This is a genomic window from Bacillus cereus ATCC 14579 (assembly GCF_000007825.1).
Taxonomy (GTDB): Bacteria; Bacillota; Bacilli; order Bacillales; family Bacillaceae_G; genus Bacillus_A; species Bacillus_A cereus.
This window is the reverse complement of the sequence record NC_004722.1, coordinates 2,083,764-2,097,295: the sequence shown is the minus strand read 5'-3', so window position 1 is coordinate 2,097,295 and position 13,532 is coordinate 2,083,764. Positions and strand designations below refer to the sequence as shown.

The following is a 13,532-nucleotide window of genomic DNA, read 5'->3' as shown; positions in this document are numbered from 1 at the left end:
CCATCTCCTTCACTTCAAGTTGCTATCATCCATATTATACCATACATTCAATATATCTTTGAAAATAAAAAAATCCTGCATTTTTCATGCAGGATTTTTTTATTAGTCATTTTTCGTAAAGTACGAAACGAAACGAAGAATTTCTAAGTATAACCATACTAATGTAAGCATTAATCCCATCGCAGTATACCACTCCATATATTTCGGAGCTTGACTACGTACACCATTTTCGATTAAATCGAAATCTAGTAATAAGTTTAATGCAGCAACTACAATAACAACTGCACTAATAATAATACCGATTGTACCACCTTGGTGAATGTATGGAACAGTTACACCAAACATATTTAGTAGAAATACGACTAAATACATAACCATAATTCCAAGTGTTGCTGCCATCACGCCTGTACGGAATTTATCCGTTACTTTTACTACGCGTGTTGCATATAACACTAACATTGCAAATAGAATTGAGATTGTTAGTAATACAGCATTTAAAACGATAGAATCGCCAAATTTCATTGTATAAACTGCTGAAATACTTCCTAACACAACCCCTTCTACCGCTGCATAGATTGGTGCACCAAAAGGTGAAATACGCGGGAAGAACATAGACGCAAATGCGATGATTGCCGCAACGATTAAAGCACCAATTAATACTGGCATCTTCATCGTCCCCTGCATCATCTGTATGTATGAATAGACAGACGTTGCAAGTAGCAAGATAAGCATAATGAACGTTTTGCCTACTGTTCCGCCAATCGTCATCGCAGAAGCACTTGCTCCCTCTTTACGGAATGCCTCTTTTTTCAACATTGGATTAGATGTTCTCATTTTTTCCCTCCTAAAATAGGTTCTACCAATAGTGTAAAGTTTTTCTCTTTACTTTTCAATATATGCAGCTTGTTTTTATTTTAATCCTTCAACGATGTCTGATAGTTCACTCCATCTTTCCATCTTTTTTTCTAGCTCTTCTTCTGTTTTCTGCTGTGCTTCAGATAATTCTTGTGCCTTTGTGAAGTCAGATCCAACTTTCGCAAGTTCTTCTCCAATTGACTCAATTTTCTCTTCAAGTTCGGCAATTGTATCTTCAATCGTTTCCCATTCACGCTGTTCATTGTATGAAAGTTTACGTTTACGTTGTTGTTTTGGAGCTTCTTCTACAACTTTTTTCTCTTTTTGAACTTCCGCTTTCTCCATAAGTTCTCTCGTTTTTTCCATTTCTAAATAATCTGTATAACTACCTAGAAACTCACGCACTTCGCCTCCGCCAGTAAAGATGAACAGTTCATCTACTACTTTATCTAAGAAGTAACGGTCATGCGATACAGTTAAAACGACACCTGGGAAATCTTCTAAATAATCTTCTAGTACTGTTAATGTTTGTGTATCTAGATCGTTCGTAGGTTCATCAAGTAAAAGTACGTTTGGTTCTCCCATTAAAATACGTAATAAATATAAACGTCTTCTTTCACCACCAGATAGTTTACCAAGTGGTGTACCATGTGAATGCGTCGGGAATAAGAAACGTTCTAACATTTGAGATGCACCAATTACTTTTCCATCTGTCGTATGAATAACTTCTGCAATCTCTTTAATGTATTCAATCATACGCTGATTTAAATTCATCTCTTCATTTTCTTGCGTATAATAAGCAACTTTTACGGTTTGTCCTACTTCCACTTCACCACTATCAGGAGATAACTTACCTGCAAGCATATTTAATAGGGAAGATTTCCCACTTCCATTCGCCCCAATAATTCCGATACGATCACCCGGTTTCACAATATGATTAAAATTATGTAATACCGTCTTATCGCCAAATTTTTTCGTTACATCTTTTAACTCAAGTACTTTCTTTCCTAGACGACTTCCGCTTAGTGCAATATCAACTGACTGTTTTGCAGCTGGTCCTTCTTGTGCCTTTAGCTCATCAAAACGCTGAATACGCGCCTTTTGTTTCGTAGAACGGGCTTTTGCACCACGACGAATCCAAGCAAGTTCACGACGATATAAATTTTGGCGTTTCGATTCTTGTGCCAATTCTTGCTCTTCACGAAGTGCTTTCGCTTCTAAAAATGTACTATAGTTTCCTTCGTAGCTATATAGTTTACCATTATCTAATTCAAAAATACGATTCGTCACACGATCTAAGAAATAACGATCATGGGTTACAAGTAATACCGAACCTGTATATCTCGCTAAATATTCTTCTAACCATTCAACTGTCTCGTGGTCAAGATGGTTCGTAGGCTCGTCTAAAATTAATAAATCCGGTGTTTCAATAAAACATTGTGCCATTGCGATACGTTTTTTCTGTCCACCAGATAAATTCCCAACAATTGCAGTGAAGTCCGTAATTCCTAATTTCGTTAAAAGAGATTTCGCATTTGCATTTGCTTCCCATGCACTCATTGCATCCATACGTTGCTGCACTGCAAATAATTGTTCCTGCACTTTTTCATTACTTGGATCTTTTTCAATATTTAATAGTGCTTTTTCATAATCACGAAGAAGACGAATTAAAGGTGTATCACCATGGAACACTTGCTCTAATACTGTCAGTTTTTCATCAAACTCTGGTTGCTGTGATAAATAACTAATTGTATACCCTCGTGAATGCGTCATATCACCTGTATCAGGAGTTTCTAATCCCGCAATAATTTTTAATAATGTCGATTTACCTGTTCCGTTTACACCAATAATTCCGACACGTTGTCCTTCTGTAATACTACATGATAATCCATCAAATAACGGCTTTTCTCCATATGATTTTGATAAGTTCTCCACAGTTAACATTTTCATATTTGTGCATTCCACTCTTTCATAAATTGTTCAATAAACTGTTCCATATAAAGATGACGAATTTCAGCCTCTTGTTTTGCTGCATTCGTATTCATTAAATCTTTTAATTTCAAAAGTTTTTCATAAAAATGATTTAAAGATGGATCATTATTTTTTCTATACTCTTCTTTCGTCATTTCTTCACGCGGTGGAATAGTTGGGTCATACATTAATCTCCCTTTCGCCCCGCCATATGCAAATGTACGAGCAATTCCTATTGCACCAAGAGCATCTAAACGATCCGCATCTTGAACAATTTTCCCTTCAAGTGACTCTACTGTGCCGCCATGGCCACCTTTATAAGACATATTGGCGATGATATGAAGAATATGTTTACTTTCCTCTTCTTCAACACGTAGCTCTTCTAACCAATCAGAAACTTTTTTCATTCCTGCTTCTTCACTTTCATTTAGCTTTTCATCTGCCACATCGTGAAGTAATGCTGCCATTTCAATTATAAAACGATTTCCACCTTCTTGCTCAGATAAAGAAATCGCCATTTTATGTACACGTTCAATATGATACCAATCATGCCCACTCGCATCTTTTTCTAAAATATGTTTTACAAAAGTAATTGTTTTTTGAATTTTTTCTTGTTTTGTCATTTTATCTTCACCCAGTTACTTATTGTAACACGCCCGCATTTTTTCATCACATATTTTCTTGTCCGCCCATACACTAGGTGGTAGGCATCATCATGAAGGAGGAATAAACATGTTCTATAATAATCAACCGCCTTATCCAAGGCAACCATTGTATCCTCAACAACAAGAACAGAGATACACAGAACAATACGAAGAACAAGAGTTACAACAGCAAGAGCAACAATATGACGAAAACCCATATGCAACAACGCAAAACCAAGAAACTGAATTTCAACAAAATCCATATGACACACGTCCAAATTATGAATATCCTCAAAATCCATATGCAGCACCACAAAATCAAGAACAGCGATATCCTCAAAATCCATATGTAATACCACAAAACCAAGAACAACAATATCAACAAAATCCATATGCAGCACCACAAAACCAAGAACAACAATATCAACAAAATCCATATGTAGCACCACAAAACCAAGAACAACAATATCAACAAAATCCATATGCAGCACCACAAAACCCATACACAACTCAACCACAACAACCGCAATATCAACAACAAATGTATCAACCAAACTACGACGCACGTGTCTCACCACCTAAACCACCAACAATAGATCCAACTCAGCCACAAATTTTACCGCCCGGACCAACACTAGACATTACACAACCACAAATCTTACCACCTGGACCAATTACTGAACCAACACAACAACAAATTCAACAAGTTGTCGGTACACAATTTTTACCTTTCAAGAAACCTGTACTAGATTTCGTAAAACCATGGGTAGATTACGGTTTAAATGAAGCAAAACATACATCACACGAACACGCATTAACAGAAGTTGCTGCAATTATGTTTTTAGTTGGTAAAGGCTTCAATCCGACGATTGCTCATTATATCGTTGAATCTTGGGAGAAGAATGAGCAGTTTTAGGGTTGTTTATTTGATAAAATATAAAAAACACAAAAGTGCCAAACCCCTTATACCACAAGGGTTTTGGCACTTTTTAATATCTAAAACAAATTTTATTGAAATAATTATTTTTATAGATTTTCATACTTTTTTATATAGTACGTGAACATATACAGTACAAAAATACACCTTTGTATACACATTTTTAGAAACATCTTACGTTTATCAAACAATAACCAAAAGACGTACCTGCAACCTCATTATATAAATAATAGATATTAAAAAGAGGACACTATAAGCGCCCTCTTCCTTAAGGTTTTAAATATGTTCTCCATGATCCATAAACACTTCAATTGCTTCGTTTTGTGGTATGTCTTTTGCATTAGTAAGACCAAAAGTAAAAACAGCGGATAACATCATCATTAATAAGATTGCTTTTTTCATTTTAGCGCCCTTCTTTCTATGCTCTTTTTGTCTGCATCTAAAGCGATGTGCAAATACTTGCTTGCTTTTCTGTGATTTTCTGAACCATAGAATATTTCACCTAAAAGAGAAGCATATTCTTTTACCCAATCATATAATTCTTCTTTTTCAAAATACGAAATACCTTCTATAACCACATTTTCTAATTCTTCTTGCGGTACATAGTTATGTACTGCTTTTAAAATTCGGAAATGATGACGATAACATAAGTCGCTAATCTTATAGCCATTCTCAATATATTCATTAGCGATATGACTATAACCTAACTTAAAATGTTCTCTTGCTAAAAGAAACATAGTTTTAGCGTTATTTTCTAATGAATCCTCTAAGTGTTTAATTGCTAACTCTGGCATGTTTTGACTTGCGTATAAAAGTCCTAAATTATGCTTAACTCGTTTAATAAGAAGTTCATCATTAGATTTTTGGAAGGTACCTAGTGCTGAAAGTAAATATTCCTCTGCACTTTCGAATTCATTTAGTCGAATGTGTGCCATTCCTAAAGTATTTAAGCATGCTGCAGTTTTTAATTCATACCCTGGACTAATTGAAAATACTTCATTCGCCTTTGTAGCAAATTGAACTGCTAGGATCGGTTTTAATACGTGATAGTAATGGACTGCAAGCCAATAATTAAATTCAGCTTTTTCAATTTCATCATGCATGTACTCTAAAAACGTTTCAGCTTTTTCAAATTGCATTCTTGCTTCACTATGGTTTGCTTTATTAATAGCGTAAATTGCTTTAAATAAATGATGATAGTACTCTAAAAATGTTTCTGTAGACTCTGGTAAAGGCTCGATTTTGTCCAGAATATCTTTTGTACTATCCATATCCCGAATTAGCAGTTTATACCGTGCATTCAATAAAGCGTAGTAGACTAATATTGTTTGGTCTTCCTTAATATTATTGATTTTATTTGCAATATCTTCTTTTATTTTCTGAGACTGTAATACACGTTGTGAAATCATAGCTTGATACCAGTCGTTTAATAATTTTGTGATTTCTTCTTTAGAAATAATGTCAACACTCATCTACTTCTACCCCCTTTTGTTAAATGTTATCATGACATGCTTGTTTGCATAAATAAGTTTTTGAATATTCTAACTTGAAAAAATTATTTTTGAATATTCATGTTAACAAAATGGTCCCTTTTCAAACCCCAAAAAAGAACACACGCTTGTTTGTAGTGGAGTTAAAAAAACAAAAGTGAGGTATTACATCATGGAATATAACGGCTTTCCTGTAGTATGTGGAAGAGGTATGGTGAAATGGAATCCGTTTGCTTCAATACCGGAGCAATACGAGGAAATACATAGAATGTTTGAGGAACAATATAAAGTACCTAAACCTTTTTTAACACAAGATACTATGGAACGAATAGAAAGAGCGTTAATGCAATCTTTTCACGAGGAAGAAGAAATACATATCTCATACTATCGTGATGGAATGGTGCAAGACATGTACATAAATGTATTACATATTGAACCGATGACGAAAACTATATATTGTACAGATGCTTTTGGTTTGAATACTAAGTTTAAGTTTGATGAATTGGTGAATATAAATTAAAAGAAGCCGCCCGACAGGACTGAAGTGCACCCCAATTGTTAGACACAGCCTAACAATTGGGGTGCACTTCACATATATAGGTGGCTTTTGTACGACAAAAAAAGAGCTCTGCTATACAGCAGAGCAAAAGAAAAATATATAACCCTATAAAAATAATACAAATTATTGATACTTTCAAAAGACGAAATTTAAATTTCCATCACAATAATACCTATGTTTAAGTATGAAACATTCTACCTTCCGTATAGCTATGAATATTCTTATTTTAGAATTCCATAGTATCCAAATAGCTCTTTGAGAAATACCTCAATACCGAACTTCTTCAAAGAATCTTTTCTTTATTCAAAGAGAAGTTCTAAAACTTTTTTCTTATCTTTGTCTCTTCCATAATGAATCAACCTATGACAGTTCGGACATATACTAACTATATTTCCAACAACATCTAAACTATTTTCAAAATCATGTTGCATTCTTAACGGTATTAGATGATGGGCCTCCATATAATTTTTTCGGCTGGCTTCCGATACAAATGTTTCATGTGTGTCATCTATTTCACATTTAAATTCTGCCTGTTTAATAGCTTGTTTAGCTTTTTTCGGATCACGAGGCCATACTTCCCTACCAGATTCCATTTTAGTTTTTTTTCGATTTTCCGATTTCTCTTCTTCTGCAATCTTTACTTTACTAAAATCCGAATCAATATTAGTAAATCCTTGTGGTGTATGGTTCAATTTGTAGCCAAAGAAAGCTGCGAATTCGATTGCTTTAATGTTTACAGGTTTTAGGTCCTTAATAAAATAGATGTATTCCCAAGTTTCATCCTTATCGTTTGTTTTCTAAATTTTTCTAGCCACATCTGGGTTATGAGTCTTAGCAAAAATTGTCCCGAAAAACTTAAATTCCCCTTTAGAATATGCTAAAATCCTGTCACCCTCTTTTAACTTTTCCCATCTATCAACATTTGAAGAACCAGGAGTTGCTCCCCACATACATACATTCTCATGTAATTCATTATCTTTAAGTTTAGTTACTGTATCGGCATCTAAATCTGCTAAACATGTAGAAATAGGATATATTTTTTCAATAGTAGCTTCCAAATTTTTTATAGCACTATCATTACTTGCAGTAAAAAGATATAACATATTTAATTCCACCTTTTTTAAATTTCATTATATTTCTTTTTAGAGTCTCGAGATTTCTCTACTGGATATTTTTTATTATTTTTTCTATTTTGTTTATAATAATCTCTTCTAAGTCAATATCCAATTGATCTGCCAACTCATCTTTCATGTCTTCTTTTTTTGTTTCTACAGCTTCCTCACTGCTTTTCCACTGAAAATTCTCCAACAACTCACTCGCCTCTAAAGAAAGAGAAATAGCTAAATCTTTAGGATTGTGGAACTGCTTCCAGTTCCTATCATCCCGAAATTTTAGGACTTTCTCTAAAATAGTTTGATTCATTTTTTGAATCCCCCAGTTACTTTTCATTGGTAAACTCTTCTATTTATCAGGTAAACTATCATAAAAACGTTCAATGGCCGCTACTAAAACTAAATCTTCTAAATGAGCAGTTTTAGGGTTGTTTATTTTTAAAAACATCAAAAATGCCAAATCCCTTATGTCACAAAGGATTTGGCATTTTTAAGTATCTAGAACACTCGCTAAGTTTAAGGAAAACTTAACAGACATGCGTCCGGCATAATGCCATGTCCACACCCAAGGATCGGTTACATAAAATAACGTATCTAACATGGGAAGTCTATTGGTCTTTTCCCCTTATAGTAACACTCTCTTCTACTAAGACCTTTTCTTTCTAGGACCTACAATTAATTTAATCGCTGTTCTATCTTCATTATTGATAGAAATCTCTTGAAATGCTGGTACGAAGGCTAAGTCAATACCACTTGGAGCGACGAACCCTCTTGCAATCGCAATTGCTTTAATCGCTTGATTTATAGCTCCAGCCCCAATCGCTTGAATTTCCACATTACCACTTGTTCTTAGTACACCCGCTATTGCACCCGCGACTGAATTTGGGCTTGATTTTGAAGATACCTTTAATATATTTTCCATGTAAGTTGCTCCCTCTATTATTTAATCTCTCTTTCGTTACAATTTTAAATATTTTAGCGTATCTTTAATTACTATTCACACCAAAAACAAACGATGCTTCATATGTACATTATTCTATATTTTCTGACTCCTTCCTGCTCAGCTACGCAAATAAAAAAATAAACTGAATAACCTAATATACATACAGTTAAATGCCATAACTTCACCAAATGATAACATCCATACAGCGAAAGATAATATTGCTGTTTGTCAGATGAAATTAATATAGTAAAGTGAAACTTTAATGAGTGGGGGTTTTGTTCATCCCCACCTAACTTCTTTGCTTTCGCTGAATTTTGAGATGGGAGTCTTACTGCTCGGAAAATAGTGAGATAAACGTTTCCTCGTTACTTCAATCTATTTAGAAATTCCATTTATTTTTCTATCAAATTATGAACCTTATCATCTTCAAAAGGTGTTACAGGTAATACCCAAATACTACATTTCATCATTTGACCACTTTATATTCCACATCTATCTCCTTTTATAGTACAAGCATACACGCCAATTGTGATTCACCTTCATAAACTACTATGTGGTTTTAATTTATTAAGAATAGGAGGTAATATATTGGGTTCATACTATCATTCTTCAAACTCGTATAAAAAATGTTCATGTGACCATTCACATAAACGCAGCTGTCCTGCATACGGAACTTTTTGGCAAACTGAATTTATAACTGTTCCTTTTGGCGATCCTTTTCCATTTAATCACGTTGGACCTTTAGCAGGAGGCGTTTCCTTACTAAATCCTACTACTATACACTTTAGACAATTTGGTGATTATAGAGTTTCGTTCATTTCCAGTATTAATACTACTTTAAATCCTGTATTTCCACATATCCCAGTCATAACTATATTTTTAAATAACAATCCACTTGCTAATAGTCAAGGTGACTTCGCTATTCAAATGAATACTTCATCAAATAACGAATGTCTTCAACTCGTTGGCGAAACGATTGTTACAGTGCCTGCTAATTCAACTCTTCAACTTAGAAATAATAGTGGTTTTAATCGTCAAAGTATTGTAACTTGTGACAATGGTATAAATTCAGTTGAATTAACAGTTACAAAACTAAGTTAATATTATTTCTTTACATTCAGATGCTATTTCAGCATCTTTTTTTATTGAATAACAGTTTTCTTCGACTTTTATTATCTTTCATCACGCAAAAAAAGTGCAGAATTCTTTCTAACACAAGATTTCTGCACTTTTTTATTATACTTATTTATTCTTCCTTATTTCTCTACATAAACCGACTTAACAATCGTACGATTATATGATTTTCCTTCTTTATTCATCCCTTTTATATCCATCGTAACGTTATATACTCCCGGTTGTTTTATATCTTTCAAAGCACCTGTAAATGTATTCGTATTAACATTTTGTAATTCATTAAATTCAGAGACTAACTTACCTTCTTTATTAACGACTCTTACTGTTATGGAAAGATCCCCTTTCATTTCAGGTGCTACAGGTGATTTTTTCAGTTTATACTCAGGTTTATTTACTTTAACTTTTGTAGGCATTTGAAGAACAAATGGCGCGCCACCCTTGTAATCGCTTACAACTAAATATGCATCTTTCGACTGCTTCGCCATCATTTTGATTTTCCATTCGCCTACTTCCAATTTATCAAACTTAAATGTTCTAATTGTCGCCCCATTAAAGAAAGATTCGCCTTCACTAGTAGTTATAGCGCTATCTTTATTTGCATAGATTTTTCCTTTTGGAGATACCATTTGTACTTCAACATCAGAAGAAGCAGTTAGTACAGAAACTATTCCTTCAGCCTTTTTATCAACAGAAATACTTTGCTCTATCCACTGATTTTGTGGTAATTCGCCTCCTAAAATATTTTGATTTGAAGTTGTATTTAATTGTTCTAGATTTTCATTTGAACTAGTGCTGGATGCTACTAAAGCTGGTAATCCCACATTTGTCGTACGTAAATATGGTTCAATTCGTGCAAAAACAGCTGATCCTTTTCTTATATTGTCATGATCAAATCTGGAATCTGTAAATAAATGTGTACCGTACGATAGCTTGGCACTCCATTCATTTACTAGTCCATCATTTGAACCGTACGATGATAAATATAACCCACCCATAGATAATGCAGAAAATGTTGGCCCCCAGCTAGTTCCAGTAGCCGTATAGTAACGGTTTAATTTAGCTGCTGGGTTGTTATCTATTATTGAACGAAACTTTGCCATTTCACCTATTTGTAACGAGTACGTACCATCATCTTTTTGACCTAATATAGAAGCAAGCCACCCTGCCCACCAACTATATGACAAATCTGCTAAATTTGAGCCGTGATGCGGTGTAGCAAGTGTAATAACATTTCCAACAAATCGATTCGCACCATATTCAACTAATGCGGCTTGTGTATCAATACCACCTTTACTATGCGCTACAATATTAACTTTTTTACCGAAATGATTATATATTTCTTCCAGTTTTTGTGCTAACAATTTTCCGTTATCCCACTGACTAGCCGAACCTTTCCCCGCAGCATCATACAATTGTATAAACACTGTTTGATAGCCTGCTTTTAAAGCATAATCATACATATCATTTATATCATGATATACTGTCTTTCCATACCAACTATCAGCATTACCATTTCTTCCTTGTACAAAGAGAATTGGCGGTTTATTCTCATCATAATTAGCAGGTTTTTGGCCTAAAAACCATTCTCCAGGTGTGAATACTTCTGTATCAGGAAACCCCTTTCCAAGCTCTTTTACAACTTCTGCCTGTACATTTGTGCTAATCGTTGGAGCCATGATAAAAAATACAATTAGTAAGGCCACACATCTTCTCATCAGTCGCATATTACTCCCCCTATTTTTTTGAAAGAAGGTGTTCTTTATAATATTTTATATTTTCCCTTCCTTAATAATAGCTAATCTTTTATTTTAAAAAGATGTTAGCCCTATTTTTAGAAGGTTACTAGTTGTATACCCTCTTTCTTAACTCTCGTTATTCTCTTTGTTTCTACCTCTTCCTTTTGATAGAATACGACAAAAAAGTTTCTCAATAATTGTTTACTTAGCTACATCCAGATATTTTTTAAATCAATATTGTTTATATAAAGCATACAAATCTTGAAAAAATTTTAGTGAAAAAACATTTTATTACTAGTTAGTTATTTAAAAATATAATAAAGATCTGTACTTTCTTTTCATTAAATACAAACTAATTTTAAAGGAGCTTATATTATAAGACTTTCCTACAATTAAAAATTAAACTGAAATTTCAGAAAAAACAATCACATTTCCAGAAACATATATTATGATAATTTCCGCGCACTTGAATTAACTTTTTAGAAGTACTAACCTATCGGTGAGCAGAAGAAAATTCTGTAAAAAGAAAGGAGAATACTTTATGATGACCAATTTACAAAAGGAGTTTTTTAAACGCTTAAAAATTCCTGCAAAAGAAATAACATTTGATGATTTAGATGAAATTCTCTTAAAAATGGGAATGATTCTCCCCTATGAAAATCTTGATATTATGGCTGGTACTATTAAAAATATCTCAAAAGATAACTTAATAGAAAAGTTACTTATTCAAAAACGAGGTGGACTTTGTTATGAATTAAACTCCTTATTGTATTATTTTTTAATTGATTGTGGGTTTCAAGTATACAAAGTAGCCGGTACTGTTTATGATCTGTACGATAATAAATGGAAACCCGATGATGGTCATGTCATTATCATATTAAGTCATGAGGATAAAGATTATGTTGTGGATGCAGGTTTTGCATCTCATCTCCCTTTACATCCAGTCCCTTTTAACGGAGAAGTCATCTCCTCTCAAACAGGAGAATATCGAATTCGTAAGCGAAATACTCGAAAAGGTACGCATATTTTAGAAATGAGAAAAGGGGCTAACGGGGAATCTACAAGTTTCTTACAATCTGAACCTTCAAACGAATGGAAAATAGGCTATGCTTTCACTGTAGATCCAATAGATGAGAAAAAAGTGAATAACATTCAAAAAGTGATTGTAGAGCATAAAGAATCTCCTTTTAATAAAGGGGCTATCACTTGTAAATTAACTACTTATGGTCACATATCATTAACAAATAAAAATTATACAGAAACCTTTAAAGGCACTAAAAATAAACGACCAATAGAATCTAAAGATTATGCTCGCATTCTTCGTGAATCTTTTGGAATAACGCAAGAGAAATATGTAGGAAAAACACTAGAAAGAGGTTAGTTGACTACAAGTACTTCATAATAAAGCAGATTCTATATTTAGAATCTGCTTTATTATATACTTTGTTATAAATTAATTTAATTTTGTTGTTACCCTTTAATTTTCAATTATATATTCATCATCATATTTATCGTATTGTAACCCTTTCCCTATCTTTGATTCTGTAACTTGATCTCTTAAAAACGGTGCAGCATCCATTTTGCTAGTTGCAATTTCAATTCCATATTTTTTCGTTAAATAAGCTAACTCTAGTAAAAACCACTCTCTTCGCAATGTAACTGGAATATCAAATGTTTTTCTTTTCATATATAATAGCACCTCTTTTATTTTCATAACTTAAAAACATCACTGGATGCACTTATTAAAACTACCTTTCACCGCTAACATCCAATGAAACATTATAGTATATGCATGTCCATTTCAAACGTGCTATCACAAATATGATATTTAAGTTTACATAATTATATTATGTAATAGTAGAAAAGGAAGGCATGTCCCTTCCCCTTCTACTATAGAGATTTAAATTAAGAACATCTTGGTACACCTAAAGCTAAAAATAAACCTGCTACTCCCGCAGTAATCGGTACTTTTAACGTAATAACATCGTCTACCTTCGTTACTAAAAAGTAAGCATTACCTTCTTGTAATATACAAGTTACCAACAATTGAAATTCCATTCAAATCTCCTCCTTTCAATCGATATACTATAATTTATGAAATCTCTTTCAAAACGTAATAGGAAATATATCTATTTTTCCTTATATACAAAA

At 33.3% G+C, this 13,532-nt stretch carries 16 protein-coding genes; 4 read left to right on the top strand and 12 right to left on the bottom strand.

Features of this window, described 5'->3' with window-relative positions:
- Positions 1-102 precede the first annotated feature (102 nt).
- The 3 genes from BC_RS10795 to BC_RS10785 form a co-directional block, all read right to left on the bottom strand.
- Positions 103-834, bottom strand: coding sequence for a Bax inhibitor-1/YccA family protein (locus BC_RS10795; RefSeq protein ID WP_001260655.1), 732 nt, complete (start codon positions 832-834; stop codon positions 103-105).
- A gap of 75 nt (positions 835-909) precedes the next feature.
- Positions 910-2,805, bottom strand: coding sequence for an ABC-F family ATP-binding cassette domain-containing protein (locus BC_RS10790; protein ID WP_000783169.1), 1,896 nt, complete (start codon positions 2,803-2,805; stop codon positions 910-912).
- Positions 2,802-3,449 carry an HD domain-containing protein gene (locus tag BC_RS10785; RefSeq protein WP_000165965.1) on the bottom strand — a complete coding sequence of 216 codons (648 nt, stop codon included), beginning with the start codon at positions 3,447-3,449 and terminating at the stop codon, positions 2,802-2,804. The genes BC_RS10790 and BC_RS10785 overlap by 4 nt, the downstream gene beginning before the upstream one ends.
- A 109-nt stretch (positions 3,450-3,558) precedes the next feature.
- On the opposite strand from BC_RS10785, the gene BC_RS10780 reads away from it, so the two are divergent.
- Complete coding sequence (locus BC_RS10780; RefSeq protein ID WP_000499733.1) at positions 3,559-4,386, top strand: hypothetical protein; 828 nt, start codon at positions 3,559-3,561, stop codon at positions 4,384-4,386.
- 297 nt (positions 4,387-4,683) lie between these two features.
- Here the strand turns inward: BC_RS10780 and BC_RS10775 are convergent, their stop codons facing one another.
- Positions 4,684-4,809: an aspartate phosphatase gene (locus tag BC_RS10775; protein ID WP_000709201.1), complete on the bottom strand. Its 126-nt coding sequence runs from the start codon at positions 4,807-4,809 to the stop codon at positions 4,684-4,686.
- Positions 4,806-5,879, bottom strand: a complete 1,074-nt coding sequence (locus BC_RS10770; protein WP_000109855.1) for a tetratricopeptide repeat protein — start codon at positions 5,877-5,879, stop codon at positions 4,806-4,808. The genes BC_RS10775 and BC_RS10770 overlap by 4 nt, the downstream gene beginning before the upstream one ends.
- A gap of 190 nt (positions 5,880-6,069) precedes the next feature.
- Between BC_RS10770 and BC_RS10765 the strand changes: the two genes are divergently transcribed.
- Positions 6,070-6,417 carry a YolD-like family protein gene (locus BC_RS10765; protein WP_000456178.1) on the top strand — a complete coding sequence of 116 codons (348 nt, stop codon included), beginning with the start codon at positions 6,070-6,072 and terminating at the stop codon, positions 6,415-6,417.
- A 338-nt stretch (positions 6,418-6,755) separates the two neighbouring features.
- Here the strand turns inward: BC_RS10765 and BC_RS10760 are convergent, their stop codons facing one another.
- From BC_RS10760 to BC_RS10745, 4 genes are all read right to left on the bottom strand, one after another.
- Complete coding sequence (locus tag BC_RS10760) at positions 6,756-7,148, bottom strand: HNH endonuclease (RefSeq protein WP_001016941.1); 393 nt, start codon at positions 7,146-7,148, stop codon at positions 6,756-6,758.
- 105 nt (positions 7,149-7,253) lie between these two features.
- Entirely contained in the window at positions 7,254-7,559 is a 306-nt protein-coding gene (locus BC_RS10755) for a hypothetical protein (protein ID WP_000966111.1), read from the bottom strand.
- Positions 7,560-7,617: 58 nt separating this feature from the next.
- A complete protein-coding gene (locus BC_RS10750) occupies positions 7,618-7,905 on the bottom strand; it encodes a hypothetical protein (RefSeq protein ID WP_002025705.1) in 288 nt (95 codons plus the stop codon).
- A 309-nt stretch (positions 7,906-8,214) separates the two neighbouring features.
- Positions 8,215-8,490 (bottom strand): stage V sporulation protein S, encoded by a 276-nt coding sequence (locus tag BC_RS10745; RefSeq protein WP_000427799.1) that lies wholly within the window; start codon positions 8,488-8,490, stop codon positions 8,215-8,217.
- A 609-nt stretch (positions 8,491-9,099) separates the two neighbouring features.
- Here BC_RS10745 and BC_RS10740 point away from each other — a divergent pair.
- Positions 9,100-9,612, top strand: a complete 513-nt coding sequence (locus BC_RS10740; protein WP_000536148.1) for a hypothetical protein — start codon at positions 9,100-9,102, stop codon at positions 9,610-9,612.
- A 155-nt stretch (positions 9,613-9,767) separates the two neighbouring features.
- On the opposite strand, the gene BC_RS10735 is transcribed toward BC_RS10740, so the two are convergent.
- The gene (locus BC_RS10735) at positions 9,768-11,369 is read right to left on the bottom strand and encodes an esterase/lipase family protein (protein ID WP_001238705.1); all 1,602 of its coding nucleotides are present in this window, start codon (positions 11,367-11,369) and stop codon (positions 9,768-9,770) included.
- A gap of 553 nt (positions 11,370-11,922) precedes the next feature.
- On the opposite strand from BC_RS10735, the gene BC_RS10730 reads away from it, so the two are divergent.
- Entirely contained in the window at positions 11,923-12,762 is an 840-nt protein-coding gene (locus BC_RS10730) for an arylamine N-acetyltransferase family protein (protein ID WP_000988903.1), read from the top strand.
- A 96-nt stretch (positions 12,763-12,858) separates the two neighbouring features.
- Here BC_RS10730 and BC_RS10725 read toward each other — a convergent pair whose 3' ends face one another.
- Positions 12,859-13,068 carry a hypothetical protein gene (locus BC_RS10725; protein ID WP_000824197.1) on the bottom strand — a complete coding sequence of 70 codons (210 nt, stop codon included), beginning with the start codon at positions 13,066-13,068 and terminating at the stop codon, positions 12,859-12,861.
- Between the two features lie 218 nt (positions 13,069-13,286).
- Positions 13,287-13,439, bottom strand: coding sequence for an exosporium protein ExsG (exsG, locus tag BC_RS10720; protein ID WP_000395679.1), 153 nt, complete (start codon positions 13,437-13,439; stop codon positions 13,287-13,289).
- Positions 13,440-13,532: the final 93 nt, after the last annotated feature.